Origin of the sequence: uncultured Cloacibacillus sp. (assembly GCF_963926575.1) — a bacterium.
GTDB lineage: Bacteria > Synergistota > Synergistia > Synergistales > Synergistaceae > Caccocola > Caccocola faecigallinarum.
This window is the reverse complement of record NZ_CAWUXW010000001.1, coordinates 319,681-345,227: the sequence shown is the minus strand read 5'-3', so window position 1 is coordinate 345,227 and position 25,547 is coordinate 319,681. Positions and strand designations below refer to the sequence as shown.

General features: G+C 54.7%; 24 protein-coding genes. 15 read left to right on the top strand and 9 right to left on the bottom strand.

Going from position 1 to position 25,547, the window contains the following annotated elements; genetic code table 11:
* Positions 1-127: 127 nt before the first annotated feature.
* From ABGT66_RS01570 to ABGT66_RS01525, 10 genes are all read left to right on the top strand, one after another.
* Complete coding sequence (locus ABGT66_RS01570) at positions 128-1,246, top strand: extracellular solute-binding protein (RefSeq protein WP_294195095.1); 1,119 nt, start codon at positions 128-130, stop codon at positions 1,244-1,246.
* 70 nt (positions 1,247-1,316) lie between these two features.
* The gene (locus ABGT66_RS01565; protein ID WP_346688360.1) at positions 1,317-2,162 is read left to right on the top strand and encodes an ABC transporter permease subunit; all 846 of its coding nucleotides are present in this window, start codon (positions 1,317-1,319) and stop codon (positions 2,160-2,162) included.
* A gap of 10 nt (positions 2,163-2,172) precedes the next feature.
* Complete coding sequence (locus tag ABGT66_RS01560) at positions 2,173-2,973, top strand: ABC transporter permease (protein WP_346688359.1); 801 nt, start codon at positions 2,173-2,175, stop codon at positions 2,971-2,973.
* Positions 2,973-3,983 carry an ABC transporter ATP-binding protein gene (locus ABGT66_RS01555; protein WP_346688357.1) on the top strand — a complete coding sequence of 337 codons (1,011 nt, stop codon included), beginning with the start codon at positions 2,973-2,975 and terminating at the stop codon, positions 3,981-3,983. The genes ABGT66_RS01560 and ABGT66_RS01555 overlap by 1 nt, the downstream gene beginning before the upstream one ends.
* 4 nt (positions 3,984-3,987) lie before the next feature.
* The gene (locus ABGT66_RS01550; protein WP_346688355.1) at positions 3,988-4,977 is read left to right on the top strand and encodes a CehA/McbA family metallohydrolase; all 990 of its coding nucleotides are present in this window, start codon (positions 3,988-3,990) and stop codon (positions 4,975-4,977) included.
* An 80-nt stretch (positions 4,978-5,057) separates the two neighbouring features.
* Positions 5,058-6,401 (top strand): MmgE/PrpD family protein, encoded by a 1,344-nt coding sequence (locus ABGT66_RS01545; RefSeq protein ID WP_346688353.1) that lies wholly within the window; start codon positions 5,058-5,060, stop codon positions 6,399-6,401.
* Complete coding sequence (locus ABGT66_RS01540; RefSeq protein WP_346688351.1) at positions 6,401-7,588, top strand: dicarboxylate/amino acid:cation symporter; 1,188 nt, start codon at positions 6,401-6,403, stop codon at positions 7,586-7,588. The genes ABGT66_RS01545 and ABGT66_RS01540 overlap by 1 nt, the downstream gene beginning before the upstream one ends.
* A gap of 266 nt (positions 7,589-7,854) precedes the next feature.
* Entirely contained in the window at positions 7,855-9,252 is a 1,398-nt protein-coding gene (locus ABGT66_RS01535; RefSeq protein ID WP_346688349.1) for an AbgT family transporter, read from the top strand.
* Positions 9,253-9,271: 19 nt separating this feature from the next.
* Positions 9,272-10,297: a uroporphyrinogen decarboxylase family protein gene (locus ABGT66_RS01530; protein WP_346688347.1), complete on the top strand. Its 1,026-nt coding sequence runs from the start codon at positions 9,272-9,274 to the stop codon at positions 10,295-10,297.
* 1 nt (position 10,298) lies between these two features.
* Complete coding sequence (locus ABGT66_RS01525) at positions 10,299-11,513, top strand: M20/M25/M40 family metallo-hydrolase (protein ID WP_346688346.1); 1,215 nt, start codon at positions 10,299-10,301, stop codon at positions 11,511-11,513.
* 121 nt (positions 11,514-11,634) lie between these two features.
* On the opposite strand, the gene ABGT66_RS01520 is transcribed toward ABGT66_RS01525, so the two are convergent.
* From ABGT66_RS01520 to ABGT66_RS01495, 6 genes are all read right to left on the bottom strand, one after another.
* On the bottom strand, positions 11,635-12,864 hold the full coding sequence (locus ABGT66_RS01520; protein WP_346688345.1) for a PLP-dependent aminotransferase family protein: 1,230 nt from the start codon (positions 12,862-12,864) through the stop codon (positions 11,635-11,637).
* 86 nt (positions 12,865-12,950) lie between these two features.
* Complete coding sequence (locus ABGT66_RS01515; RefSeq protein WP_346688343.1) at positions 12,951-13,625, bottom strand: GntR family transcriptional regulator; 675 nt, start codon at positions 13,623-13,625, stop codon at positions 12,951-12,953.
* An 18-nt stretch (positions 13,626-13,643) separates the two neighbouring features.
* On the bottom strand, positions 13,644-14,888 hold the full coding sequence (locus tag ABGT66_RS01510) for a lactate racemase domain-containing protein (protein WP_346688342.1): 1,245 nt from the start codon (positions 14,886-14,888) through the stop codon (positions 13,644-13,646).
* 16 nt (positions 14,889-14,904) lie between these two features.
* Positions 14,905-16,176: a TRAP transporter large permease subunit gene (locus ABGT66_RS01505; protein ID WP_346688340.1), complete on the bottom strand. Its 1,272-nt coding sequence runs from the start codon at positions 16,174-16,176 to the stop codon at positions 14,905-14,907.
* Positions 16,176-16,670 carry a TRAP transporter small permease gene (locus ABGT66_RS01500; protein WP_346688338.1) on the bottom strand — a complete coding sequence of 165 codons (495 nt, stop codon included), beginning with the start codon at positions 16,668-16,670 and terminating at the stop codon, positions 16,176-16,178. Before ABGT66_RS01500 ends, ABGT66_RS01505 begins: the two co-directional genes overlap by 1 nt.
* A 102-nt stretch (positions 16,671-16,772) precedes the next feature.
* The gene (locus ABGT66_RS01495) at positions 16,773-17,783 is read right to left on the bottom strand and encodes a DctP family TRAP transporter solute-binding subunit (RefSeq protein WP_346688336.1); all 1,011 of its coding nucleotides are present in this window, start codon (positions 17,781-17,783) and stop codon (positions 16,773-16,775) included.
* Positions 17,784-18,126: 343 nt separating this feature from the next.
* Here ABGT66_RS01495 and ABGT66_RS01490 point away from each other — a divergent pair, with 343 nt between their 5' ends.
* The 3 genes from ABGT66_RS01490 to ABGT66_RS01480 are packed head-to-tail and all read left to right on the top strand — an operon-like array spanning position 18,127 to position 21,372.
* Positions 18,127-18,912, top strand: coding sequence for an electron transfer flavoprotein subunit beta/FixA family protein (locus ABGT66_RS01490; RefSeq protein WP_346688335.1), 786 nt, complete (start codon positions 18,127-18,129; stop codon positions 18,910-18,912).
* Positions 18,913-18,928: 16 nt separating this feature from the next.
* Entirely contained in the window at positions 18,929-19,939 is a 1,011-nt protein-coding gene (locus ABGT66_RS01485; protein WP_346688333.1) for an electron transfer flavoprotein subunit alpha/FixB family protein, read from the top strand.
* Positions 19,936-21,372: an FAD-linked oxidase C-terminal domain-containing protein gene (locus ABGT66_RS01480; protein WP_346688332.1), complete on the top strand. Its 1,437-nt coding sequence runs from the start codon at positions 19,936-19,938 to the stop codon at positions 21,370-21,372. The genes ABGT66_RS01485 and ABGT66_RS01480 overlap by 4 nt, the downstream gene beginning before the upstream one ends.
* A 109-nt stretch (positions 21,373-21,481) precedes the next feature.
* Here the strand turns inward: ABGT66_RS01480 and hydF are convergent, their stop codons facing one another.
* The 3 genes from hydF to ABGT66_RS01465 all read right to left on the bottom strand — a co-directional run bounded on the left by hydF (position 21,482) and on the right by ABGT66_RS01465 (position 23,780).
* Positions 21,482-22,699 carry a [FeFe] hydrogenase H-cluster maturation GTPase HydF gene (gene hydF, locus ABGT66_RS01475; RefSeq protein WP_346688330.1) on the bottom strand — a complete coding sequence of 406 codons (1,218 nt, stop codon included), beginning with the start codon at positions 22,697-22,699 and terminating at the stop codon, positions 21,482-21,484.
* A 16-nt stretch (positions 22,700-22,715) separates the two neighbouring features.
* Complete coding sequence (locus tag ABGT66_RS01470; RefSeq protein ID WP_303148168.1) at positions 22,716-22,964, bottom strand: TM1266 family iron-only hydrogenase system putative regulator; 249 nt, start codon at positions 22,962-22,964, stop codon at positions 22,716-22,718.
* Positions 22,965-23,105: 141 nt separating this feature from the next.
* Positions 23,106-23,780: a lysophospholipid acyltransferase family protein gene (locus ABGT66_RS01465; protein WP_346688328.1), complete on the bottom strand. Its 675-nt coding sequence runs from the start codon at positions 23,778-23,780 to the stop codon at positions 23,106-23,108.
* A gap of 76 nt (positions 23,781-23,856) precedes the next feature.
* Between ABGT66_RS01465 and ABGT66_RS01460 the strand changes: the two genes are divergently transcribed.
* Entirely contained in the window at positions 23,857-24,462 is a 606-nt protein-coding gene (locus ABGT66_RS01460; RefSeq protein WP_346688327.1) for a DUF502 domain-containing protein, read from the top strand.
* 113 nt (positions 24,463-24,575) lie between these two features.
* On the top strand, positions 24,576-25,496 hold the full coding sequence (gene ptb / locus ABGT66_RS01455; protein ID WP_303148160.1) for a phosphate butyryltransferase: 921 nt from the start codon (positions 24,576-24,578) through the stop codon (positions 25,494-25,496).
* The last annotated feature ends 51 nt before the right edge of the window (positions 25,497-25,547 follow it).

The window sequence follows — 25,547 nt, the reverse complement described above, 5'->3', positions numbered from 1 at the left end:
AATCCTAAATGCCTTTTGCTTTGCCGTTGCGCTTCCGTTACTTTGGCAAAAGCTTGCCTTTACCTAATATTCCTATAATGAAACCGCTTTGAATGAGCGAAGTATAAAACATTGGAGGAGATTGGGTTTGAACAAGAAAGTTTTGATGATTGCCGCGATAGTCGTAGTGATAGCGGCGGCCGCGTTTACGATGATGAGCGGCGGAAGCAAGGAAGGCGCGGAGGTCGCGGGCAAGGTAGACCTCAACTCGCTGACGGTCGAGCAGCTTCTCGCGAAAGCGAAGGAAGAGGGCCGCGTCGACTCCGTCGGCATGCCGGACTCGTGGGCGAACTGGGTCCAGACGTGGACGGACCTTAAGGATAAATATGGAATAGAGCATACGGACGTGGACATGTCCTCTGCCGAGGAACTTGCGATATTCGAGGCTGAGAAAGATAACGCGACCAAGGACATAGGCGACGTCGGCCAGTCCTTCGGACCGCTCGCCGAGAGCAAGGGGCTGACGCTTCCCTATAAGACGAGCTACTGGGACGAAATCCCGGCGTGGGCGAAGGACGACGACGGCGACTGGGTGATAGGCTACTACGGCACGATTGCGATAATCACGAACAGAAAGCTCGTCCCGAACCCGCCGAAGTCGTTCGCCGACGTACTCGAAGGCGACTACATGGTGACGCCGGGCAACGTGGCGCAGGCGACGCAGGCGCAGAACGCCCTTCTCGCCGCGGCTATAGCTAACGGCGGCTCCGAGACGAACCTCCAGCCGGGCTTCGACTTCTTCCGCAAGCTCGCGGAGCAGGGACGCATCGACAAGGGCGAGCCGAACGTCGCGCGCCTTGAAAAGGGCGAGATAGCCTGCTACTTCATCTGGGACTACAATGCTCTCGGCTACCGCGACCAGTTTAAGGCGAACAACCCTGACGCCGAGTACGACGTCTGCATCCCCGCCGACGGCTCGGTGCAGAGCGGATACGCGACGATTATCAACGCCTACACGAAGCGCCCGCACGCCGCAGCCTTCGCGCGTGAGTACATACTGAGCGACGAAGGGCAGATAAACCTCGCCCGCGGCTACGCAACGCCGATACGTTCGAGCGTCGTCCTCCCCGACGACGTAAAGGCGAAGATGCTGCCGAAGGAACAGTACGCGAAGGCGCGCCCGATACAGGACTTCGCGGCCTGGGAAGAAGCTGCAAAGACTCTCGGCACGAAATGGCAGGAAGAGGTAATGGCCTACGCGAAATAGAGCGATGGTCTGCGGAGCCCGCTTCTATTTCGCGGGCTCCGTTTTTCTCGTCACGATAGGAGATATTCTTTTGAAAAACAGCAAACGACTTTATCTCGCGGCGCTTCTGCCGTTCGCCATCATCGCGCTGCTATTTGAGCTTCTGCCGGTGGCGGCGACGGTCATGCGCAGCTTTTCCGTGGAGGGCGGCGGCGGATTCACGCTCGCGCACTATACGGACATCTTCACGAAGCGGCTCTACCGCACGGCGCTCGTCAACAGCCTCTGGGTCTCGATACTGTCGTCCTTCATCGGGCTGTTCGTCGCCTTCTGGGGCGCGAAAGCCTATAAATCTGCGGACTCGAAGCTGCGCAACATATTCCTCAGCGTGCTCAACATGACTTCTAACTTCTCCGGCATCCCGCTGGCGTTTTCCTACATCATCCTGCTCGGCAACGTCGGCGTGCTCGTAATGCTCGGCAAGCACCACGGCATAGAAGCGCTCGCTTCGTTCAATATCTACAGCATCTGGGGGCTGCTGCTCTGCTACATATATTTCCAGATACCGCTCGCGACGCTGCTGCTCATCCCGGCCTTCGACGGGCTGCGCAAAGAATGGCGCGAAGCGGTCGCGCTCCTCGGCGGCAGCGAAACCGTCTACTGGCTCCGCGTCGGCCTGCCGAACCTTCTCCCGAGCATACTCGGCACATTCAGCGTACTTTTCGCTAACGCGGTGGCTGCTTACGCGACGGCCTACGCGCTGATGCAGAACAACTTCGCGCTGCTGCCGATCAAGATAACGGAACAGTTCGTCGGCGACGTTGTGCAGCGCAGGGAATTCGGCTCGGCGCTCGCCGTCGTGCTGATGCTTCTTATGACGGCGACGATAGCGATAAATGACAGGATACTCAAGATGAGGACGAAAAAGGCGAAGTGAGGCGCGAAAGATGAGAAAAAAATCTGGCGGGAAATTCGTTATAGGGCTTATTATCGCCTATCTTCTGCTGCCGCTTTTCCTGACGCTCGTCTATTCGCTCTTTACGGAGTGGATGGACATACTTCCGGAAGGCTTCACGCTGCGCTACTACGCCGAGATATTCGGCGACCGGATATTCTGGGCGTCGCTCGCGCGCACTGTGGTGATTTCGTTCATCCCGGTGTTCATCACGGCGGCGGTGCTGCTGCTCGCGATGTACGCGGTAGTGCTCTACATGCCGGGGCTCGATAAATATCTTCAGATGATATGCACGATTCCATACGCGATCCAGGGCGTCATACTTCCAGTCAGCGTCCTCTCTCTCTACGCGGGCGCGCCGTGGCCTTTCTCGAACCGCATAGTGATGCTCGTGCTCACCTACTGCGTAGTCATACTTCCGTACATGTATCAGGGGATAAAGAACAGCCTCATCAGCGTCGACGCGCTGCGTCTCGTCGAGGCGGCGGAGATGCTAGGCGCGGACAAGTTCTATGCGTTCTTCAGGATAATCGTCCCCTGCATGCTCTCCGGCGTCGTAATCGCTTCGATGCTCTCGATAGCTCTGATTTTCGGTGATTTCGTCATCGTCAACACGATAGGCGGAAGCTACTACTCGACGGCGCAGATGTATCTTCTGAAAAAGATGTTTATCTCCGGCCAGCTCACGAGCGCGGTGATAATGGTGCTCTTTGTGGTCACGCTGCTGATTTCCGCGGCGGTGTTCTGTTTCAAGTCAAAGGCGGAGGCTTCCGCCGGGGAGGTTAAAAAGTAATGAGTTATATAAAATTTGAGAACGTAGTCAAAAAATTCGGAGACAACATGGTCCTGAAGGGGATAGACCTTGATATAGAGCGCGGCGACTTCGTCACGCTTCTTGGCCCGTCTGGCTGCGGCAAGAGCACTCTGCTGCGCTGCCTCTCCGGTCTTGAAGACGTCAGCGGAGGAAAGATATTCCTCGACGGCAAGGACATCACCTACACCGAGCCGAGCAAGCGCGAGATAGGCATGGTCTTCCAGCAGTACAGCCTCTTCCCGAACATGAACGTCTTCGACAACATCGCCTTCGGCCTCCGCATGAAAAAGACGCCGCAGGACGAGATAGCCGCGAAGGTCAAACGCGCGGTCGAGATGGTCGCGCTCGAAGGCCGCGAGAAGGCGATGCCGTCCGAGCTCTCCGGCGGGCAGCAGCAGCGCGTCGCGCTCGCGCGTTCGATAGTGACGGAGCCGAAAGTGCTCCTCCTCGATGAGCCGCTCTCCGCGATAGACGCGAAGCTGCGCAAATCGCTTCAGAAAGAGATTCGCCGCATACAGCGCGACATGGGGATAACGACCGTATTCGTCACGCACGACCAGGACGAGGCCATGGTCATGTCCGACGTCATACACCTTTTCAACGCAGGCCGCATAGAGCAGTCCGGAACGCCAATACAGATGTACACCTCGCCGACGAGCACCTTCGCCGCGAGCTTCATCGGCAATTACAATATACTTTCGGACCGTGCATTCTCCGAACTGACCGGCAGGCCTTACGCGGAGTCCAACGAAGTCGCGGTGCGCCCTGAGACTGTCGAACTGTCGCAGGATTTCGCTCCGGTAGACGGCGCGTACCAGTTCGACGGGAAGATAGTCGACCAGACGCCGCGCGGCAACGTGCTGCGCTACAAGATACTTGCGAACGGGCAGGAGATACTATCCGACACGCTCTTCCGCAGCAAGGCGCTCTTCGCCAACGGCGATACGGTGCACATCACGATAATGGACAGAAACTGCATAAGGCTGTAGCGCAATGGAAGATATACGCGGCTTTTCTGCAAAGGGAAACTGGTACAAGGGCAACCTGCACAGCCATACGACCAACTCCGACGGGCATCTAACGCCGGCGGAGTCGGTCCGCATGTTCCGCGACCACGGCTACAGCTTCCTCGCCATAACGGACCACGACAGATACAGCGACTACCGCACCGACTTCGACGGCGACGACTTCATCATCATACCGGGCTACGAAGCCTCGGCGGTGCTCTATAAAGACTTCGGCCTCAAGAAGCGCGTAAAGGTCCACCACGTCAACGCGCTGCTCGGCACATCCAGCATGGTGCGCGAAGCGCCGGAGCCGCTGCCGGAACATTTGGAGTTCCTGCCGCAGCGCGTCTACTTCAAGGAGTGGAACGGAGCCGCGGTGCTGCGCGACATGGTGGAGCGCATGCGCCGCATGGGTTTCATCGCGATGTACAACCATCCCGTCTGGTCGCGCGTCTCGGAGTACGAGTTCGCGGGCGAAGAGGGAGTATTTGCGCTTGAGATTTTCAACTACGACACGGAAAACGAAAGCGGCACCGGCTTTGATACCGTGCACTGGGACGTGATGCTGCGCGCAGGACGCCGCGTCTGGGGCACTGCGACGGACGACAACCACAACGAAGGAATATTCGACGACTCATGCGGCGGCTGGGTGACGGTGCGCGCGCCGGAACTCTCGCACGACGCGATAATAGAAAATCTGCTCGTCGGCAATTTCTACTCGTCTGCGGGGCCTGAAATATACGACTGGTGCGTGCGCGACGGGCGCGCCTGCGTCGAATGTTCCAAAGTCAGCAGAATAAACTTCATCGCAGGCGGCGACGTCGGCGACGGGATAACCGTCATGGGCTCTCCGTTTGAAGACGAGCTTACGGGCGGCGAATACAAGCTGAAAGGACGTGAAACTTATGTCCGCGCAGAGTGCGTGGACAAATATGGAAGAAAGGCGTGGACGAATCCGATATTTCTGAAAAAGTAGGCAAAAGAGCAGAAAAATACTGAGATCCCCGTACAGAGGGGCCGCTTCGGCGGCATCGAAAGGAAACACAAAGAAACACAATGAGTTATTTTACAGAGCAGATCTGCGAATTCTGCAAAAACTACGGGGAAAAAGAACTTCCTTTGAAGATGGAAGATATCGCGGCGGATCTCTTCGCCGACAGCATGGGGTGCATGAAGGCCGGGCTTTATGAAAACTCAGCCCGGTCGATAACGAAATACCTAAGCGCGAAAAAAAGGACGGACGTCGAGGAGCCGGAGCGTCTGCTGGAAAAGCTCGACGCCGAGGAAAAAGCCCTCTTCTACGGCTTCGTCTCACACAACTTCGACTTCGACAACTCTTCAAATATCATCGGACACAATTCGGCGGTGCTCTTTCCGGCGATGCTCGCCCTCTCCGACGAGACGGCGGTCTCTGGACGCGACTTCATCCGCGCATACCTACTCGGCACCGAGGTCAGCTTCAAGGCGGCGAGCTTCATGATACCCGGCATGAACTTCCGCGGCTTCCACATCACGCCTGTCTTCGGCGTCATTGGGGCCGCCGCGGCGTGCGCGTGGCTGCTGAAGCTAGGCGAAACCGAGTTCGTCAACGCCGTCTCGATAGCCGTCTCGCAGTGCAGCGGCCTCATGGCGCAGTTCGGCTCTATGATGAAATTCTGCCACTGCGGGCTCGCGGCCTCGGCGGCTGTGCGCTCCGTGTATATGGCCAGCGCCGGAGTGACGGGCAAGCCCGACGTGCTTGAAGGCAAAAGCGGATTTTTCCAGGCCTATTATCAGCCGACGGCAGCGAAGAGCATGAACCTTGGAGAACCGTGGAGCATGCTGCGCGAAAGCTTCCTTATCAAAGCCTATCCGTGCTGCAGCGCCTCGCACTCCGCGATATACGGAATGCAGAGCTTCCTGCGCGAGACCGGGATCGACCCGCGCGCCGTGAAATCGGTGAAGGTCCTCGTGCCGAAATACACCACCAACAACTTGATCTACAGCCGCCCGCGCAACGAAACCGAGGCGAAATTCTCGATGAACTTCGCAGTCGCGAACGTCATGAAAAATTGCGATTATGACTTCGGCGCATTCGCGCGCGACAACATTGAAAGCCCGGAGCTCCTCGGCTACATGGAAAAGGTAGAGATGAGCGTCACGGACAAATTCCCGGACTTCGTGGAGGCCGAGCCCTGCGTCCTGAAAATAGAGACCTACGGCAAAACCTACGAAAAAGAGATACCCTTCGGCCTCGGACGCACGCTCGACTCGCCGCTCAGCCGCGAGCAGCTTCTCAAAAAATTCACGATGTGCACGCAGGGCCGTTTCGCCTCGCCGGAAGAGACGTTCGACAAAATGCATAAGGCGGCCTCCGTCCCAAGAATACGCTTCAACATCTTCAAAGGAGAAATACAGTAATGAAAATGAATCTTTCAATGCAAATGCTCGTCGCGACCGTGCTCGGCGCGGCGGCGGGGCTCGTCTTACAGACTGCCGGCGCGGCGGACATGGCGCGCGTCTACATCGCCCCGATAGGCACGCTCTTCCTCAACCTCATCCAGATGATAATAATTCCGCTTATTTTCAGCACGCTCGTCACAGGCGTCTACGAGATAGACAACATCAAAAAATACGGAAGCATCGGCGTAAAGACGATCGCCGCATTCTTCATAATGACGCTCATATCGACCGCCATAGGCCTCGGAGTCGCGGAAATCTTCGGCGTCGGCAAAGGCGTATCCTACGAGGCTGCGGGCGGCGTCACGGTCCCGCCGGCGGTCAGCGTCATAAAGACGATAATAAACTTCGTCCCGTCCAACATATATAAGGCGCTCAGCTCCGGCGACATGGTCGCGATAGTCGTCTTCGGAGTGTTCCTCGGCATAGGCATGATATGCAGCAAAGAGGCCGCGTGTCCGCTCTACGATGTCCTTACGGCCGTCAAAACTGCGATATCGAATATCACCTCATTCATAATGAAGCTTGCTCCCATAGGCATATTCGCAATAGTCACAGAAACGATGGCCGTCAACGGCATAGACATGCTGCTCTCGATGGCCGGACTGATAATAGTCGTCTACATAGGATTCCTGCTCAACAACCTGCTTGTCTACGGCGGATGCGCGGCGCTCTCAGGCACCGGAATAGGAAACTTCTACAAAGCGACCTTCGGCGCGCTCGTCTTCGCCTTCACCTCGCAGACTTCGGCTGCGGCGATACCTTTTGAAAACGAAGCGCTCGACAGACTCAAAGTTTCCGAGACGGTAAAAAGTTTTGTCATACCGCTCGGCAACGCGATGCATAAGAACGGCACCGCGCTCTACCAGTGCGTCTTCACTGTATTCCTCGCAAACTACTACGGCATAGAGATAAGCCCGTCGTTGTTCATCTCCGTCATGATAGCTGCGACGGTCTCCGCTATGGGCACCGCCGGCATCCCGCAGGGCGGCATGGTCACGCTGGGCATGGTCCTCGCCGCGGCGGGCGTCCCGGTGGAAGGCGTCTCGCTCGTAGCGGGGCTCATCGCCATCATAGGCATGGGCAGCACAGCCAACAACGTCGGCGGCGACATGGCCGCGGCCGTCGTCGTCGACAAACACAAATAAGCCTAAGTCCCCTTTCATCTCCTCAAAACGAGAAGCGCGGCGTAAAATTGCGCCGCGCTTCTCGCTGTATCTCCGTTTCTGCCTGCACGGCGATTTCAGATAAATTTAATGCTTCTATGCCGTCGGGAATATTTTTAAACATTATATGAAAAAATTATAAAATATACATTTGACTTAATTTAGCCCTCATACTAGAATGTGGCGCGAGCTTTTCGGCTCCGTGAATGTTTTTCATGAGATTTTTATTGTAAGGAAGGTTCTTGAGAATGTCGGATGCAGCAGAGAAAAAATCAAGGATACCGCACGTGCTGGTCGTCTTCGTGTCGATAATAATCGTCACGGCGCTTTTGACCTACGTCATACCCGCGGGCAAGTTTGACACGGCGGTGAACGCGAGCGGACGCACGGTGGTCGTAGCCGGTTCGTATCATCTTATCGAAGAAAATCCGTGCACGCTGAGCGGTTTCTTTGAGTCGTTCATCAAAGGTATGCAGTATAACGCGTCGGTCATCTTCTTCGTTTTGATAATCGGCGGCGCTTTCCAGATAATCACGGCGACGGGCGTCATTACGAAAATCTCCGTCGGAGCGGCGCGGCGTTTCGCCGGCAACGAGGTTTGGGTCATACCTATCTTCGTCTGCCTATTCGCCACGTTCGGTACGACGATGGCGATGTCGCAGGAGCTTGTGCTCTTCGTGCCGCTCGGCGTCGCTATTGCCCGAAGCATGGGATTCGACGCTCTGACAGGTACTGGCATGATAGGGCTCGGCGCGGTAGCCGGTTACTCGTGCGGACTGACCAGCCCGTTCAACACAGGCGTCGCGCAGACGATAGCCGAGCTGCCGCTCTATTCCGGTATGACCTTCAGAGCAGTGCTTCTTGCGATTCTTCTTGTCGCGACCTGCGCCTATCTGATGCTCTACGCTCATAAGGTAAAGAAAAATCCTGAGTTAAGCATCGTCGCTGATCTTGAGCGCGATGAAAAAGGCAAGAATCAGCTCAACTTCGACGAAGTGGAGAAATTTACGGCGAGCGACTGGGTCGTCGTAGTCATACTCATAGGCGGCTTGGCGTGGCTCGTCTACAGCGTAGGCAACGGCGGCTGGTGGTTTGCCGAAATGTCTGCGCTTTTCATCGTCATCGGCTTCCTTTCCGGCGTCGTCAAACGTTTCAGCATGAACAAGATAGCGAAGGAATTCACGGCCGGAGCCGAAATGCTGGTCCTCGGCGCGCTCGTCGTCGGCTGTGCCGGCTCGGTCTCCGTCATCATGAACGACTCGGGCATCCGCGACTCGATAATCAACGCCTGCGCGACTGCGATCGGCGGACTGCCGAACCAGCTCTCTGCGATAGGCATGTATATCACGCAGACTCTCATCAACTTCCCGATACAGTCCGGCTCCGGACAGGCGAGCGTGACGATGCCGATAATGGTGCCGCTCGGCGACCTCGTAGGCGTTTCGCGCCAGACGACGGTGCTTGCATTCCTGCTCGGCGACGGATTCACCAATATCATCTACCCGACCGGCGCAAGCATGATGACGTATATCGCAATGGTCAAGATACCCTATGCGAAATGGGTCAAGTTCGTCTTCCCGATAGTAGCGATATGGTTCGTAATCGGTCTCGTCGCAGTCTACATCGCCGCGAGCATAGGCTATTAACTCGTGAAGGCGGCGTAATATGGCGAGAATGACTAAGACGGAGAGAGTGCGCGCCGCGATTGACTTCGAGGCCGTTGACAGGATACCGGTCGGCCTTTGGCCCCACTTCACGCCGGTCGACCAGGACACGGACGCGCTCGTCGCCGCGCATTACAAGTTCTACGACGAGATGGATCTCGACTTTGTGAAGCTCATGCCCTACGGACTGTACGGAGTCGAAGACTACGGCGTAAAAATAAAAAAATTCAACCTGCCGGATCAGTGGGCGAAGGTCGACGAAGAATTTATAAAAACGCCGGATGACTGGGAAAAGATACGCCCGCTCGACGTGACGCAGGGAACATACGGCAAACAGCTCCGCTACGCGCAGATGATGCTTGACGAAATGCGCGCGCACAGAGACGAAGCTCCTGTGATACACACGATATTCAGCCCGCTCACGACGCTCTATAAACTCGTCGGCTGGGACGCGCTGAAAAGATTTATGTCGGAATGTCCGGCGCGCGTCCATAGTGCGCTCGCGATGATCACGGAGACTACGGCGGCTTTCGTACGCGCGAACCTGGACGCCGGCGTCAGCGGCTTCTTCTTCGCAAGCCAGCTCGCCAACTATAAATTTATGGACGACGCTGCATACGACGAATTCGGCGAGAAATATGACCGCGAGGTGTTCGGCGCGATGGACGGGCGCAGCTGGTTCAACGTCGTCCACATCCACAGCTTCACGCCGGAACCGGCAAAATCTATGTTCCGCCGTCTCGCGGACTATCCGGCGAACTGCATAAACTGGCACGACAGATGGTGCGGTCCGACGCTTGCGGAGGCGAGAAAGCTGACGCATAAGTGTCTCATCGGCGGCATAAACGAAGAGCAGTTCCTCAACAAAGTTGAGTATTCCGTACTCTACGCGCATGTCCACGAAGCTGTGAAAAGCTCCGGCGGCCGCGGCTTTATGCTTGGGCCGGGCTGCACGATATACGAAGACACGCCGCTCGAAAATTATTTTGCGGTGCGTATGGCTGCGGAGAAATACGGCTGGCTCTAAAATGGCTGAAAAAGCTGCAATAAAAGAGGCGTTCGCGCGCGTCCTCAAAGACGAGGGCGTGCGCGGCGCGCTCCGCTTCATTAAGGAAAATGACGGCGCAACGCTGGAGCTTCAAAAGAAGATAGCGCTCGCTGAAAGCCCGACGTTTCACGAAGAGGGCCGCGCCGAGCTGATTTTGGCGCATTTTACGAAACTGGGTTTAAAAGATATAACGCGCGACGAAATGGGAAACGTATCCGCAGCGCTGCCAGGGAACGGCGGCGGATGCGTCGCAGTCGAGGCGCACATGGATACCGTATTTCCGTTCGGCACAGCAAAAGAAGTGACGGAAAAAGACGGGCTTCTGTACTGCCCAGGGATATCAGACGACGCGCGCGGACTTGCCGCGCTTCTGACGATTGCGGAAGCCTTTGTAAAATGCGGCGTAAGAACTCAAAAAGACATTGTCTTCCTGGCAACGGTTCGTGAAGAGGGGATAGGCGGATGCGCTGGGATTTCATATTTCCTTGAAAGACATCCGGCTGTCGAAAGCTGTCTGTCTATAGACGGTCCCGACTCAAACGTGGTCGTCTGCGGCGGGCCGGGCATAAGGACGAGGCGGTTCATATTCAAAGGGCGCGGCGGACACGCATACGTCGCCTACGGAAGAAACGGAAATCCCGTGCATGCCGCGATATGCGCTATGTCTGCGCTGGCGGAGCTAAAACTGCCGGAAAAACCGAAGACGACCTTCTCAGTTACAAATTTCCACGCGGGTACGGAGGCAGGCGTCCATGCCATGCCGCAAGAAGCCGAACTTATCGCGACCTATCGTTCTGAAAGCGCCGCGGAGCTGCGAAAGCTAGATCACGCCGTAGACGAGGCGCTCGCGCGCGGAGTCGAAGAAGAAAACGCGCGCTGTGAAGCTCGCGATATAACATACGAAACGGCGGAGTTGGTCGACATCCCAGCCGCCGTCATGCCGGAAGACGCTGAAATAGTACTCAGTATGTCGGAAGCGATAAAAGCGCTCGGCATGACGCCCGCCATAGACCGCAGCTGTCCGACCAACGCAAGCGCCGCTATGGGATGCGGCATACCCGCGATATGCGTCGGAGGCGGCGGCAGAGCCGGGGCGAATCACAGCATAAACGAATGGTTCGACCCTAAGGAGGCCTATCTCGGCGTACAGGCGGCTTTCCTGCAAATGGCGGCGTCGGCCGAAATCGCGCGCTGAAAATATACGCGCCCGGCGATATTACAGAAAAACAGATTTTTCAAAAAACACGGAGCGACGGCGTCCTCGGCCGCAGCTCCGTGTTTTTTCGCTGTACTTTACATTTTGAGATATCGCTGAGTTAACGTGCCGCGTATTCCCTGAATGCTTCCGCGAGCCGCCTCACCCCTTCGTCGGCCGTCTCCGGCGCGACCTTTGCGAACGAGAGGCGGAAAGAGTGCCGGTCGTTCTTTGCCTCGTCTATCGTGTAGAATGCGCTGCCTGGGATGATTCCGACTTTTTTCTGTTCTACGGCAAAGCGTGCAAACGAAGCCATGTCGTCGATGAAGTCAGCCTCTCCCCAGATGAAAAAGCCGCCTTTCGGGAAGTTTGTGCGCACGCCGAGCGGCGAGAGATGTTTTTCTATCGCGCGCATCATGCCGTCGCGACGTTCGCGGTATGCCGCGCGCAGAAATTCGACGCGCTTGCCGAAATCCGTCGACGAAAGGTACGCGTGCAGACCTTTTTGCAGAATTGCTGGGCGAGTCAGTCCGGCGCTGACGCGGAATGCGTTTAGGTGCGGGATTATTGCGTCCGGCACGACGAGCCAGCCGCAGCGCACGCCAGGCGCGACCAGCTTCGAGAAACTGTTGGAGTGCAGCACGCGTCTGTCGTCTCCAGCGAGCTTTATATAGGTTGCCGGCGGCTCGCCGTCGTAGCTCAAATAATGGTATGGGTCGTCCTCAAATATGGGGATGTCGTATTTGCGCGCTATGTCGAGTATAGCTTCGCGGCGCTCCAGCGGCGAGGTGCGTCCGCTTGGGTTCTGGAAGTTCGGTATCGTATAGAGGAAGCGCACACTGCGCGTTTTTAGTATTTTTTCGAATTCCTCCGGAATGATCCCGTCGTCATCCGACGGTACGCCGACGCAGTTCGCGCCCTGTTTGCGGAACGTGAGCAACGTCTCCGTAAACGTCGGGGCTTCGACCAGTACGGTACAACCGGGGTCGATGAGCGTCTCGGCGACCAGTTCTATAGCTTCGCCGGCGCCGTTCGTGAGCAGGATGTTGTCGCTCGTCACCCAGTCGGGTATCATGCCGTCGGCGCGCATTCTGTCCGTTATCCAGTCGCGCAGCTCGCGCAGGCCGTAGTCTTCCTTAGCGTATCCGAGCAGCGACAGATCGTCGAACATAGTTGCGAACGCGCTTTTCAGTTCATCGGTAGGGTAGAGGTCTGCCGACGGCTCGCCAGCGGTCAGCGATATTGCGTTGTGCTTTATCGCGAGTTTTATCATGATTCCTATTTCGGTAGGGTCGAGCCTTTCTTTCGCCATTGTGCTGAGCTGGTATCTGAAATCAAAGTCATGAACCATATTGTAAAATCCTCCATAAAATATTCCCTTGCTTCATACATGTTGTATGCAACGAAAGCATAGCAGGAATCGGCTATGTAAGATATTTAGAAATTAAAATTCAAGTTCCTGCCTTTTTCTTTTTTTATAACGTCAAAGATACGTTTTTCGACATTCTCAATGTGGCTGCTCATTGCGTCTGCGGCTTTGTCCGGCAGTCCCAGCTTGAATGCGTTCAATATTGCTTTATGCTCTTCCAAAGCATAGTTGATTTCATCTGTCAATGTATTGCTCAATGCAAGGTAAAGCGCCGCCTTATATCCGAGAATTTCGACAAATTCAGCATATATCTTGTTCTTAGATGTTTGTGCGATAAAGTTATGGAAGAGGCTGTCCATAGTAAGAATCACAAAATTATCATGCACCAGCCACGCTTCGCGTTCGTCGTCGATAATATGCTCAAGACGGGATATATCGTCGTTGCTGCAATTTTTGCATGCCTCTGCCGCAGCTGCAGTTTCAAGAAGTTTTCGCGCCTTCATCGTGTCCTGGAGTTCTGAGACGGTTATATACGGCACACGCAACGTGCGGTCTCGTCCTTTGATTAAAAAGCCTTCCGCCAGAAGCTGCGTTAATGCCTTTCTGAGCGGCGTCCGGCTGATGCTGAACATCTCGGACAAGTGTTCTTCTCTCAGCGGGAAGCCGGGCTGAAGCTCGCCGCGCAAAATTTTATTTTTGATGGAGAAATATGCCTTATCTGCCAGGCTTACTACAGGACACATAGCGCTTCAAGCTCCTTTTTATTGTTTTAGCGGAAGGATAAACGGCGCCTGATGGAGTACAGCGACGTCTTTTATGTCAGGCGTAAGCATGTTTCCAAGAGCTTCATCTATTCGCTCAAAAGTTCTTATGCCTGTTGTTTTTTGTATTTCTTCCGCATACTCTGATGACGTCAGCAAAAATACATTGGCCTTCTCCATAACATTCCGCGTCACATAGGCCGCCGCTGCCTCAACTGAAAGCATTGTATCACTACAGCCATTATATTCGAGTGTTTTCCTGCGGCCCAGCTTGATTAAATCTGCGAAACGGGTATGCGTTCCTACGCCTTCACGCAATCCGGCGACAAGAAGAATTTTCCCTCCCTTCCGCACAATGTTCTCGGCGCTGTAAAGCGCTTTCCCCGCCTGCCACAAATCAATATCCTCCGGCCACGCCGACGCGATTATTAAATCGGATTCGCAGACGTGGACTCCGCTGTTTTCTTCAGCTTTTGCTATCGCTTGACGATGCGCTTCTTCCGGCGTTCCTGCCACGATGTCGCTTACAGCGCCGTCGCCGCTGCAAATGCTTTGTATCAGGAACGAAAGCCCGGCTGTTATTGCCGCGTCCATAATTTCTGTTAGCGCCGTGTTCGACTTACTGCCTAAATATATACCGCCATCGCGCGAAGGCAGCCAATGTGTCGCGGCCACACTTTCAGCGCTGCTGATCCCAGGCAGAATTATTTTGCCTCCTCCGGACCATCCGCAGTAACGGTGCGGAAAAACGCTGCCAATTCCTATTATACATTGAAACCTGCCCAGCATAGCGTTTACTCGTATCGGTATGCCGCCCTTGGTCGCTCCAAGGTCGGTAATCTCTGCGTCCTGGCTGTGGCATGACCATGCGATTTTCCCGTAAAGTCGTCCGAGCTTCACTTCGGCCTCTTTATCGGTGACGGCCCTGTGCGTCCCGGTAGCGAATAAAACATGCTGCGCGCACAGTTTAATCCCGAGCTCTTCCAGATATGCCGAGAGAGCAGGCATGATGCTGCATACAGGCGTCGGCCTTGTAATATCGTCGCATATTATAAGCGTCCGCCCTCTGTGCTTAGCAAGGACATCTGACAGATTAGAAGCACGCAGCCTTTCACTTGTCAGTTTTTCTATATTTTGAATTGAAGAACGATTTTGCCGCGGAGCCGCGCTGTGGACTTTGACCCAATCCGGGAAGGCGGCGCTGAGTGTGCAGTCTCCGCAGCGTATGGATATCGGGCTGTGCATTATGGCAGCCGGGCCGTCATCTTAACAGCCAGACAAGCGCCATGCTGATCTGCGGTACATAGGTAAACAGGCACAGACACAGCACCATCACTATAATCATAGGCACTATGGCTTTGGACAGATCGACCATATTGACGCCAGAAACTGCCGAAGCTACGAACAAATTCGCTCCGTACGGCGGCGTTACGAAACCTGTGGCAAGTGCTACAGTCATTACCAGACCGAAATGTACAGGGTCTATTCCTATTTGATTCGTTATCGGAAGCAGTATCGGGGTCAAAATTATCATAGAAGAAATATTGTCGACGAAACATCCTACGATAAGGAGGAATATATTTATTATCAGCAATATCACGACAGGGCTCGACGAGAGAGACAGCATCCAGCTACAGATTTTCGCCGGTATCTGCTCCATCGTCAAAAAGGCTGCGAAAGACATGGAGAGCCCGATCATAAACGTTGTGGCTCCGTTTACAAGAACGGCATCCTTAAAAGCGTCGTATGTAGTCTTGAAATCGAGTTCCTTATAAACAAATTTCCCTATGATGATGGCGTAGACGGAAGCGCAAACCGCCGCCTCTGTAGGCGTAAATATGCCGCAGTATATGCCGCCGAGAATAATCACCGGCACGAGAAGCGCCCACAACGCTTCGCGAAGAGCCTGGGAAACTGGCATACGGTTGTGTGAGATTGGATAACCACGCTTCTTCGCTACACGGCTTGAAAGCGCCATCAGAGAGAATCCGATTATGATGCCTGGGATGATACCCGCTATAAAAAGCTCGCCGACAGATACGCCGGAGACTACTCCGTAAATAACAAACGGAATGGACGGCGGGATGATAACCCCGATAGATCCTGCCGCAGCCGTAAGCGCGGCTGCGAAATCATGGTCGTATTTCTTTTCATTCATGGCCGGAATCATAAATGAGCCAATGGCGGATACTGTCGCAGGTCCTGAACCGGAAATTGCAGCGAAGAACATACATGCAGTGACAGTTACCATCGCGAGCCCGCCCTGGACTGCTCCAACCATCGCCTCGGCAAGACATACAAGCCTCTTGGAAATACCGCCGTAGCTCATAAGCGAGCCTGCCAGCATAAAAAACGGTATCGCGAGCAGCGGGAACGAGTCGAGCGCCGCAAACGCATTCTGCGCTATCATTATCAAGGGTATGGAGTTTGTGTAGACGAGGGCGATAGCGGTGGACATCCCGAGCGCTATGCCTATCGGAAGCGAAAGGGCGAGGAAAATCGTCATAGAACCGAAAAGCACCAATATGGCCATTACTTTGTTCCTCCTTCTGATAATGAATATTCCTTAAACATAGTCATGATTTCCGCTATCAGCCGTACTGACATAAGGAGGCAGCCGACAGGTACGGACGCGTAGGCGTACGCCATAGGAACACGCATGGCTGGAGATACTTGACCGCGAATGAATAAAAGCTTTACAAGCTCTCCTCCTTTATAAACCATAAAGATACTGAAAACCAGCCATAGAAATAACGCGACCAGTTCGAAACGGATTTTTCCGCTGGCGGATTTGATCATACTCTGAACCGCCTCGATACGCAGGTGCTTGCGTTCTTTCACTGCGTAGCTAGCGCCGAGCCATATTTGCCATAAGAACAAGTACCTTGCCAGTTCTTCGCTCCATGACAATGAACTGCTGAAAACGTAACGCATTATGACTTGAAGGAAAACAAGCGCGACAGAGAACATCATGCTGTAGACAAGAATATATTCTTCCAAATGATCCCATAATTTCTTTAATGTCACGACTCACGCACTCCTCTCACCTTCTTATAAAAAATGAGGCCCGCCTTTATTTTTCCCTTTTTTATGAAATTTAGGCTCGGCCTCATTTTATATGAATTTGAATTATTTAGATTCGATAGCTTTGCGCGCTAAATCTATGAGATCCTGTCCTCCAGGCACGGATTCAGCGAATTCGCTGTACACTGATGAAGCTGAATCCGCAAAAGCCTTCTTCTGCTCCGGCGTCAGCTCGTTGATCTGCATGCCTGTCTTTTTCAGTTCTTCAATCATTTCGATGTCCTGCTGTGCCGATATTTTTCTCTGTTCGGTACGATATATCGCAGCCGCTTCCATCAAGACCTTTTGATGCTCGGGCGACAAACCGTTGAACCAAGCGTCGTTTACTAGAAGCAATGTCGCGGCGTATACATGACCGGTCAGCGAACAATATTTCTGTACTTCGTTGAATTTTGATGTATATATAAGCGGAATCGGGTTTTCTTCTGCGTCCACCGTTTTCTGCTGAAGCGCGGTATAAAGCTCGCCGAAGCTGATTGGCGTCGGGTTTGCCCCCCATGCCTTAAATGTCGCTATGTGTATCGGATTTTCCATCGTGCGTATTTTCAGACCGGCTAAATCCTCTGGCTTCGCCACGGGGCCTCTGTTGTTCGTTACCATTCTGAAACCGTTTTCCGCATAAGCGAGATTTTTCAGACCGATAGGCGGAAGCAGGGCATTGAGCTTTTCGCCAAGTTCGCCGTCAAGCGCCTTGTAAGCTTCTTCTCTGGAATTAAATAAGAACGGAAGGTCGAAAACCTGGAAATGTTCATCGAAGCCGGACAATACCGCGACGGCAGGAATTGTCATATGTATCGTTCCCAGGCCGACGGCTTCAATTACCTGCCGGTCGCCTCCAAGCTGTCCGTTCGGATATAGCTCGACAATAATCTCTCCGTTTGTGTGTTCTTCAACGTATGGTTTGAAAAATTCCACCGCGGCTACGTGCGTGGATTGCGCTTCCGGAACGACATACGCGACCTTCATTTTGATTGCGGCGGATGCGTGCTGTGTGCAAAGACAGATAGACAAGACCGCAAGCGCAAAAACTGATAAAAATTGCCGATTCTTTACCATGTCACTCTCTCCTTTGACAATTGGATTTAGGTATGACACCGCCTGTAACGGCAGTGAAAAACACTGATTGCAATTTTCTTGGAGTCCTGGCGTCAATTCCAATATAGTAACTTTTGCTGCATAAAATCTACGTCAAATATAATAACAGTGTCGAGAGACAATTACAAGAGTTTGGATACAAAAATATACATAAAAATTTTTTGATTATAGTTGTAAATTCATGAGAAATCGGCTATTATATTTTTGGATACAAATTATAAACCCCTATATTTTTTAGGTTGATGTATTAAGTTTTAGTACATCGTGGAGAATTTCAATATTATCAAGAAAAGGGTGAGCGTCAGTGAAGCTAGCCGTTCTTATCAAGCAGGTGCCGGACTCGGACGACGTTAAAATGGATCCTGTAAAGGGGACCATGATACGAGATGGCGCAAACAGCATTGTGAATCCTCTTGACCTTAATGCTTTGGAGGCGGCGTTTGCGCTCCGCGATGATTTCGGCGGCGAAGTCACCGTCATCTCAATGGGGCCGCCGTCTGCCGAATGGGCTTTGAGAGAAACTCTGTCTTTAGGCGCCGACAGCGCCGTATTGCTTTCCGACCGTTTGTTCGCCGGTGCTGACAGTTGGGCGACGTCTCTTACGCTTACCAAAGCACTCAAAAAATTTGGGCCTTTCGACGTCGTGTTGGCCGGGGAGAAAGCGACCGACGGGGAGACCGGGCAGGTCGGGCCTGAGGTTGCTGCGCTCTTAAATATACCGTGCGCCACTTATGTAAGTTCTATAAAATTTACGGGCTCGCATATTATTGCTGAACGCAGTATAGAAGACGGGAGACAAACGCAGAAAATACAGCTTCCGTGTCTTCTTACGGTACTAAACAACATAAACGAGCCGCAGATGCCGACGCTTAGCGGGAAAAAGCGCGCTCGAAGGATGCCGGTCGCCGTTCTGAGTGCGGAAGATCTTGAAATCCGCAAAGAAGAAGCGGGGCTTACAGGCTCGCCTACCAGAGTTGTGAAGATCGAGCATCCTAAATTATTCCGTCAAACCGAGTTTTACAGAGGGAAAGAACTCAGCGCCGGCGTTGAGAAGGTAGTCGAAACGCTGCGCGGAATGTCGGTCATATAGCTGGGAGGATGGGCCAATGCTGAGAAACGACACAATCGCATCCGGGGTGCTGGTCTGCGGAGAGGTTAGGGGAAATAAAATTCATTCCGTAACATTGGAGCTTATAGGCAAGGCCAGGGAGCTTGCCGATAAAAAGAACACCGAAGTATCATGCCTGCTGTGTTATTGCACTTTAGGCGACGATGTCAACAAACTTTTTAAATACGGAGCGGATAAGGTCATAGTCGTTCAAAATCCTTCTCTTGAATTTTTCAATCAAGAAATTTTTGCAAAGGCTGTCTCCCATGTTATAACTTCATTTGTTCCAGAAATAGTGCTTGCGCCCGCGACGACTGCCGGGCGTACCTATCTGCCCGCTGTGGCTGCGATGGTGCATACGGGACTGACGGCGGACTGCACGGAACTTGATATAGATGAGGCCTCGGGACTTTTGCTGCAGACGCGGCCGGCGATAGGCGGCAACGTCATGGCGACGATAAAAACGCCGGACCATGTGCCTCAGATGGCGACAGTCCGTCCCAAAACGTTCCGCGTGCCGGCCGCGGCGGAACGATGCGGCGAAGTCATATATTACGACGCGCCGGCCGATGTATTTTCAAGCCGCATAGAAAATTTATCGATGGAGTCAAGCGGGGCGGACGATGTGAATATACAAGACAGAGACGTGGTTGTTGCAGGAGGCAAGGGACTGCGCCGTCCTGAAAATTTCAAGATACTTGAGGAACTAGCCCAACTGCTTGACGGAGGAATCGGAGCTTCTCGTCCGACCGTTGAGGCTAAATGGATGCCGTATCGGCATCAGGTCGGCCTTTCTGGCAAGGTAGTCTCTCCCAAGCTGTACTTTGCAATCGGCATATCCGGTGCCGTGCAGCATCTTGCCGGTATGCAGACGTCGCAGAAAATAGTAGCCGTTAATAAAGATCCGGACGCTCCGATATTTAAGGTCTCCGACGTGGCTCTTTGCGGCGATCTTATGGACATTGTTCCCATGCTTATCGACCGTATTAAAAGGGAGGAAAGGATATGACGGCATATAATTTTAATTTCTCGAAGGTAACGTCGCAGACTGTCGAGGATTTGACTGCAATATTCGGTGTCTCCGGCGTTTCTGCCGATGCAGAGAAGGTTGAGGCTTATTCCAGAGACGAGGTCGCTCCGCATCTTCTTGATAAAAAGTACACGGCCGACGTCGTCTGTTTTGCTGAAAATACAGAACAGATATCAGCCCTGATGAAATACGCCTGCTCCCATAGAATACCAGTAACTCCGCGCGGCGCAGGCACGGGGCTTTCCGGAGGCGCTGTCCCCGCGTACAGAGGCATAGAATTATCCTTAGAGCGCATGAATCGAATCCTCGATCTGGACTTGGATAATTTGACTATTACGGTCGAGCCCGGCGTCGTCACTTCTGAGATAAATAAAGCCGCGGCTGAAAAGCATCTTCTCTATGCCGGCGACCCGTGCAGCGGAGATGTCTCTTTTATCGGAGGCAACGTCGCTGAAAACGCGGGCGGTAATAAGGTCATAAAGTATGGAGCGACTGGCAGTCATGTTCTGGGCCTTGAGGTCGTACTTCCTGACGGAAGAGTTACCCAGTTTGGAGGAAAAAGGCGCAAGGATGTCACAGGGTATGATTTCGTGCATCTTATGGTGGGCTCTGAGGGGACGCTTGGCATAATAACTAAAATTATCCTGAGGCTTATGCCGAGCCCTTCATTCATTGTTGATTTGCTTGTACCGTTCGGGACCGTGCAGCAGGCGATCAAGGCCGTCCCTGAAATTATGACGCGCGGTAAGGCTGTGCCAAGTTCCATTGAATTTATAGATAAACAGTCTATGTTGCTGACTGAACAATATTTACAGACTAAATTCCCATTTTCGCATGAGGCTGACGCCCATTTGATTCTTCAGTTTGAAGGCAACGATAGGGAAAGTTTATCGGATGAAATTGAAAAAATAGGCGACATTTGTATGGAAAACGGCGCTCTGGAAATTTACGTCGCGGACAACAGAACCACGAAGGATAAATTATGGAAGGGGCGCAAGAGCATCGCGGAAGCGGTATGGTCTTACGCCCCTGTACAGATAGCGAACGAAGATATAGTCGTGCCGACCAGCCGCTGCGCGGAGCTCATGGAGGGGCTGCAGCGGATTTGCGGCGAGTGCGGCGTTAAATATGCCGCATACGGCCACTTGGGAGACGGCAATATGCATGTTTCCCTTTATCTTGAAGACGAAACTCCGCAGTGGAAGGATATTATCAACAACGCTAAGTACGCTTTGTACGACCTTGTGGCGCAGCTCGGCGGCACGCTTACAGGCGAACACGGAGTCGGGCTGAAACGCGCGCATGACGTTGCTCGTTTTCTTGATTCAACACAGATAGATTTGATAAAACGTGTGAAGATTGCCTTTGACCCGGATAATATACTGAATCCGGGAAAAATCGTTCCGTGGTAAAATTGCACATTCCAATAATCTCAAGCCGGCCGCTTTGTGGATGCACCCCGCATTGCTGGCCCGGTACAGTTCGGGCGGCATTATATAGCCGCCCTCTTTTCTTGTCTTATTATTTTTTAAAAACCTCCGTCACTCTGTCGAGGATGCCGTTGAGCTGCGCTATCGCTACGCCGTAGTTCGTTATCGGCACGCCGGCTTCGCGGGCTTCGATTATGCGCGACATGAGCTGTTTGCGTGTGAACATGCAGCCGCCGCAGTGGAGGATGAGCGCGTAGTCTTTCAGGTTTTTGGGGAAGTCCTGCCCTGCGTTTATATCTACGGAGAGCGTTTCTCCGGCTTTTTTGCGCAGCCAGCGCGGGAGTTTTTCGCGGCCGATGTCCTCGTTGAGCGGCGCGTGGGTGCAAGCTTCGGCTATCAGCACTTTGTCGTGCGGGCCGAGTTTTTCTATCGCCTTCGCGCCTTCGATGAAGACGGAGAGCTCGCCCTTGGCGCGCGCCATGATTATCGAGAACGAGGTGAGCGGCACTTCGCGCGGCAGGATTTTATCGACCTGCGCAAAGACCTGCGAGTCTGTGATGACGAGCGCGGGCGGTTCTCTGAGCGCGTCGAGGGTTTCGCGGAAGCGGTCGGCGGTGCAGACGAAGGCGCTGCCGCCGTTGTCGAGGATGTCGCGGATTACCTGCACCTGCGGCAGTATGAGGCGGCCTTTCGGGGCCTGTATGTCCTGCGGCGCTACGAGGACGATTTTCGCGCCGGGGGCGTAGAGGTCGCCCGTGAGCGCGGGGGCCTCGAAGTCCGACGGCGCGTGTTTGACTATCGCGGAGAGCAGGGCGGCGCGGCATGTTTTGTCGTTCGCGGATACTGCCGCGAAGGGCACGCCGAGCTCGGCTTCGAGCTTCGCGCGCAGCGCTTCGGCTTCGTCTTCCGCGAGTTTGTCAGTTTTGTTGAGCGCGCCTATTACGGCGGTTTTGCGCGCGCGCAGCTCGGCGAGCCATTCGCGTTCGCGCGTTGTGTCGCCTGCGGTGTCGGCGGCTATGACGAGGACGGCGAGGTCGGTCCTGTCCATCATCTCTTTCGAGCGGCCTATGCGCAGCGCGCCGAGGTCGCCTTCGTCGTCGAGGCCCGCGGTGTCGATTACCGCTATCGGGCCGAGCGGCAACAGCTCCATGCTTTTTATGACGGGGTCGGTGGTCGTGCCAGCGTGCTCGGAGACGAGCGCGGTCTGCTGGCCCGTGACGAGGTTTATGAGGCTCGACTTCCCGGCGTTGCGCCGTCCGTAGAAGGCTATGTGCAGGCGGTTGGAGCGCGGCGTGTCGGTGAGCGCCATTTTTGCCCCACCTCCTTTACTTTTTCGAGACGGCGGCCTTTACGGTGACGCCGCTGATTTTCCCGAGTTTGCCCGTGAGCGCGCTGATGTCGTCGGTCGTGCCGTCGAGGACGACGGAGATGACGGCGACGCCGCGTTCGCGGTATGGGATGCCGAGGCGGCCGATTATGAGGCGGCTGAATTTGTGGAGCGCTTCGTTGACTTCCTGCACGCTGTCGGGGTTGTCGATGATTATGGCGGCGACGCCGATTCTGTTTTCCTCCATGAGTTCATCCCTCCGTATATAAAAAGGGCCTTTTCTTCCAGAGAAAAGGCCCGTCTGTTTCTGTGCCGTGCTTTTCCCTGCCCGCGGAAGCTTCCCCGGGAACGGAATGACGTTTCGTAAATTATACCGCGCCGCGCGCTTTTACGCCGCGCCGCGCTCGGGCAGCGGGTGCTTCGCCTTGTCTGCCGCGTCCTGCTCTTTGTAGAATTCCTCGATTTTATCGAGGATGTAGCGGCGCTTTTCTTTTTCGTTCAGCCCTTCGGGGAGCTGCGCGGGGTCTATCGGGTCGCCGAAGGTGACGGTGAGCTTGCAGGGGCGCGGGAAGCGCATGTGCGGCGCGAGCGCGCGCCACGTGCCCGCCGCGTATGTCGGGACGACTGGCGCGCCGGTCTTGAGCGCCATTATCGCGACGCCGCCCTCGAGCGGCTGGAGCCGTCCGTCCTCGGTGCGGTGCCCCTCGGGGCAGATGAATACGTTGAAGCCCTCTTTGATGAAGCCCATGACGAGGCGCAGCAGCGCCGCGGAGCTGTTCTTGTCCTGCTGCGAGACGGGGACGGAGCCCATCGCGCGCAGGAAGGCGCCGAAGGGCCGGAAGCTGAACAGCTTATCCCACGCAATGAATTTGAGGTAGCCGGGGAAGAATGCGTAGCCGACGACCGGCGGGTCGAGGTAGCTCGCGTGGTTCGAGGCGATTATCACGGGGCGGTCGCGCGGTATCTTTTCCTTCCCGTATACCGAGAGGCGGTGGTAGAGTGTAAAATATATCGTGACGATGATTCGGGTGATGAAATACACCCAGTTTCTGTCGGACTTCATCTCTGCTTCCTCCTAAAGCGTTTCTCCCGATAGGATAACGCGCGCGGGGGCGGTTGACAAGCATCGGAGGCGCGTCATGGCGGACGAAGGGAAAAATACGAAAAAGGGCGGAGAGGCGGGCTTCCTGCGGACGCTGGGGCGCGACTTTTTTCTCGGCTGCGTCGCTCTGCTGCCGCTCGCGCTCTTCGTATTCGTCTTTTACTATCTTATCTATCTATGCGAGATGTTCGGCGCGCTCATCTTCGGCTTCACGCAGTCGCGCCGCTCGACGGCGCTCATCATCGTCTTCCTCGTATGCCTGCTCGTCTACATCGGGCGCAAGCTGCGGCGGCGCGAGCGTTCGCTGCTTAGCCTGCTGGAGCAGCTCGTCATCACGAAGATTCCCGTAATCGGCGGCTGGTACGCTACGTTCCGCGACATTTTGCAGACCTTCACGGCGAGCGGCGGTTCTAGCTACCTCGGCACGGTGAAGATACCGGTCGGCAAGGGCTACGTCATAGCGTTCGTCTCGAAGCGCGAGGAGATGCCCGACGGCACGGCGCGCGTCACGGTCTTCGTGCCGACCTCGCCGAACCCGACGACGGGCTTCGTCCTCTTCTTCGACGAGCGCGACATAGAGTATCTCGACATCCCGCCCGAGAAGGCCTTCACGCTGATAATTTCGCTCGGAGTAAAATCCTAGGAAATTGCGTAAAAAGACGCGGCAACTCGAAAATTCCGTGTATAATTGCAGAGGGAAACAGATAAACGAAGGCCCCGGCGGGGCCGCAAAACCACAGGGAGGTCATTATCGATATGGAACAGATTCGCAATCTTGATCAGCTTCTCGAGTACGCGAGGGCGGTAGGACCGAAGAAGATCAGCGTCGCGCGCGCCGAAGACGCCGAGGTCATGGAGGCCGTCGAAAGCGCCCGCAAGGCCGGAATAGCCAACGCGGTCCTCGTAGGCGACGAGGACAAGATTAAGGAAGTCGCCGCTTCGCTCGGCGTAGACCTCGCCAACTATGAAATAGTCGACGAGAAGGGCGGAGAAGCCGCCGCGGCGCTCAAGGCCGTCGAGCTCGTCTCGACAGGTCAGGCCCAGATAGTCATGAAGGGCATGGTCGCCACCGCGAACTTCCTGCGCGGCGTCCTCAACAAGGAAAAGGGCCTCCGCAGCGGAAAGACCCTCTCCCACGTCTACATCCACCAGGTCAAGGGCTACGACCGCATATTCTTCGTCTCCGACCCCGCCTTCAACATGTATCCCGACATCAAGGTCAAGGTCGACATCGTCAAGAACGTCGTCGAGCTCGCGCACGCCTTCGGCGTCGCCTGCCCGAAGGTCGCCGCTCTCGCCGCCGTCGAGGTAGTCAACCCCGACATGCCGCCGACCATCGACGCCGCGCTGCTCACGCAGATGAACCGCCGCGGACAGATCAAGGGCTGCGTCATCGACGGCCCGCTCGCGCTCGACAACGCCGTCTCGCCGCACTCGGCCGAGCACAAGGGCATCAAGTCCGAAGTCGCGGGCTACGCGGACATCCTCCACGTGCCGAACATCGAGGCCGGAAACATCCTCGCGAAGTCGATAGTCTACTTCGCGGAGAACAAGACTGCGGCCATCGTCCTCGGAGCCAAGGCGCCCGTCATCCTCACGAGCCGCGCCGACTCGCCCGAGACGAAGCTCCTCTCGATCGCCACTGCCTGCGCCCTCGCCGCGCACCAGGGCAAATAACGGAGACACGCGCTCGAAGAAGGGGGCTTTCCTCCTTCTTCGTTTTTTTAT

What these genes read in the sequence shown, in the direction of transcription:
- ABGT66_RS01560 (WP_346688359.1), top strand. Translation starts at nt 2,173, where the DNA reads ATGAGAAAAAAATCTGGCGGGAAATTCGTTATAGGGCTTATTATCGCC.
- ABGT66_RS01555 (WP_346688357.1), top strand. Translation starts at nt 2,973, where the DNA reads ATGAGTTATATAAAATTTGAGAACGTAGTCAAAAAATTCGGAGACAAC.
- ABGT66_RS01550 (WP_346688355.1), top strand. Translation starts at nt 3,988, where the DNA reads ATGGAAGATATACGCGGCTTTTCTGCAAAGGGAAACTGGTACAAGGGC.
- ABGT66_RS01545 (WP_346688353.1), top strand. Translation starts at nt 5,058, where the DNA reads ATGAGTTATTTTACAGAGCAGATCTGCGAATTCTGCAAAAACTACGGG.
- ABGT66_RS01540 (WP_346688351.1), top strand. Translation starts at nt 6,401, where the DNA reads ATGAAAATGAATCTTTCAATGCAAATGCTCGTCGCGACCGTGCTCGGC.
- ABGT66_RS01535 (WP_346688349.1), top strand. Translation starts at nt 7,855, where the DNA reads ATGTCGGATGCAGCAGAGAAAAAATCAAGGATACCGCACGTGCTGGTC.
- ABGT66_RS01530 (WP_346688347.1), top strand. Translation starts at nt 9,272, where the DNA reads ATGGCGAGAATGACTAAGACGGAGAGAGTGCGCGCCGCGATTGACTTC.
- ABGT66_RS01525 (WP_346688346.1), top strand. Translation starts at nt 10,299, where the DNA reads ATGGCTGAAAAAGCTGCAATAAAAGAGGCGTTCGCGCGCGTCCTCAAA.
- ABGT66_RS01520 (WP_346688345.1), bottom strand. Translation starts at nt 12,864, where the DNA reads ATGGTTCATGACTTTGATTTCAGATACCAGCTCAGCACAATGGCGAAA.
- ABGT66_RS01515 (WP_346688343.1), bottom strand. Translation starts at nt 13,625, where the DNA reads ATGTGTCCTGTAGTAAGCCTGGCAGATAAGGCATATTTCTCCATCAAA.
- ABGT66_RS01510 (WP_346688342.1), bottom strand. Translation starts at nt 14,888, where the DNA reads ATGCACAGCCCGATATCCATACGCTGCGGAGACTGCACACTCAGCGCC.
- ABGT66_RS01505 (WP_346688340.1), bottom strand. Translation starts at nt 16,176, where the DNA reads ATGGCCATATTGGTGCTTTTCGGTTCTATGACGATTTTCCTCGCCCTT.
- ABGT66_RS01495 (WP_346688336.1), bottom strand. Translation starts at nt 17,783, where the DNA reads ATGGTAAAGAATCGGCAATTTTTATCAGTTTTTGCGCTTGCGGTCTTG.
- ABGT66_RS01485 (WP_346688333.1), top strand. Translation starts at nt 18,929, where the DNA reads ATGCTGAGAAACGACACAATCGCATCCGGGGTGCTGGTCTGCGGAGAG.
- ABGT66_RS01480 (WP_346688332.1), top strand. Translation starts at nt 19,936, where the DNA reads ATGACGGCATATAATTTTAATTTCTCGAAGGTAACGTCGCAGACTGTC.
- hydF (WP_346688330.1), bottom strand. Translation starts at nt 22,699, where the DNA reads ATGGCGCTCACCGACACGCCGCGCTCCAACCGCCTGCACATAGCCTTC.
- ABGT66_RS01470 (WP_303148168.1), bottom strand. Translation starts at nt 22,964, where the DNA reads ATGGAGGAAAACAGAATCGGCGTCGCCGCCATAATCATCGACAACCCC.
- ABGT66_RS01465 (WP_346688328.1), bottom strand. Translation starts at nt 23,780, where the DNA reads ATGAAGTCCGACAGAAACTGGGTGTATTTCATCACCCGAATCATCGTC.
- ABGT66_RS01460 (WP_346688327.1), top strand. Translation starts at nt 23,857, where the DNA reads ATGGCGGACGAAGGGAAAAATACGAAAAAGGGCGGAGAGGCGGGCTTC.
- ptb (WP_303148160.1), top strand. Translation starts at nt 24,576, where the DNA reads ATGGAACAGATTCGCAATCTTGATCAGCTTCTCGAGTACGCGAGGGCG.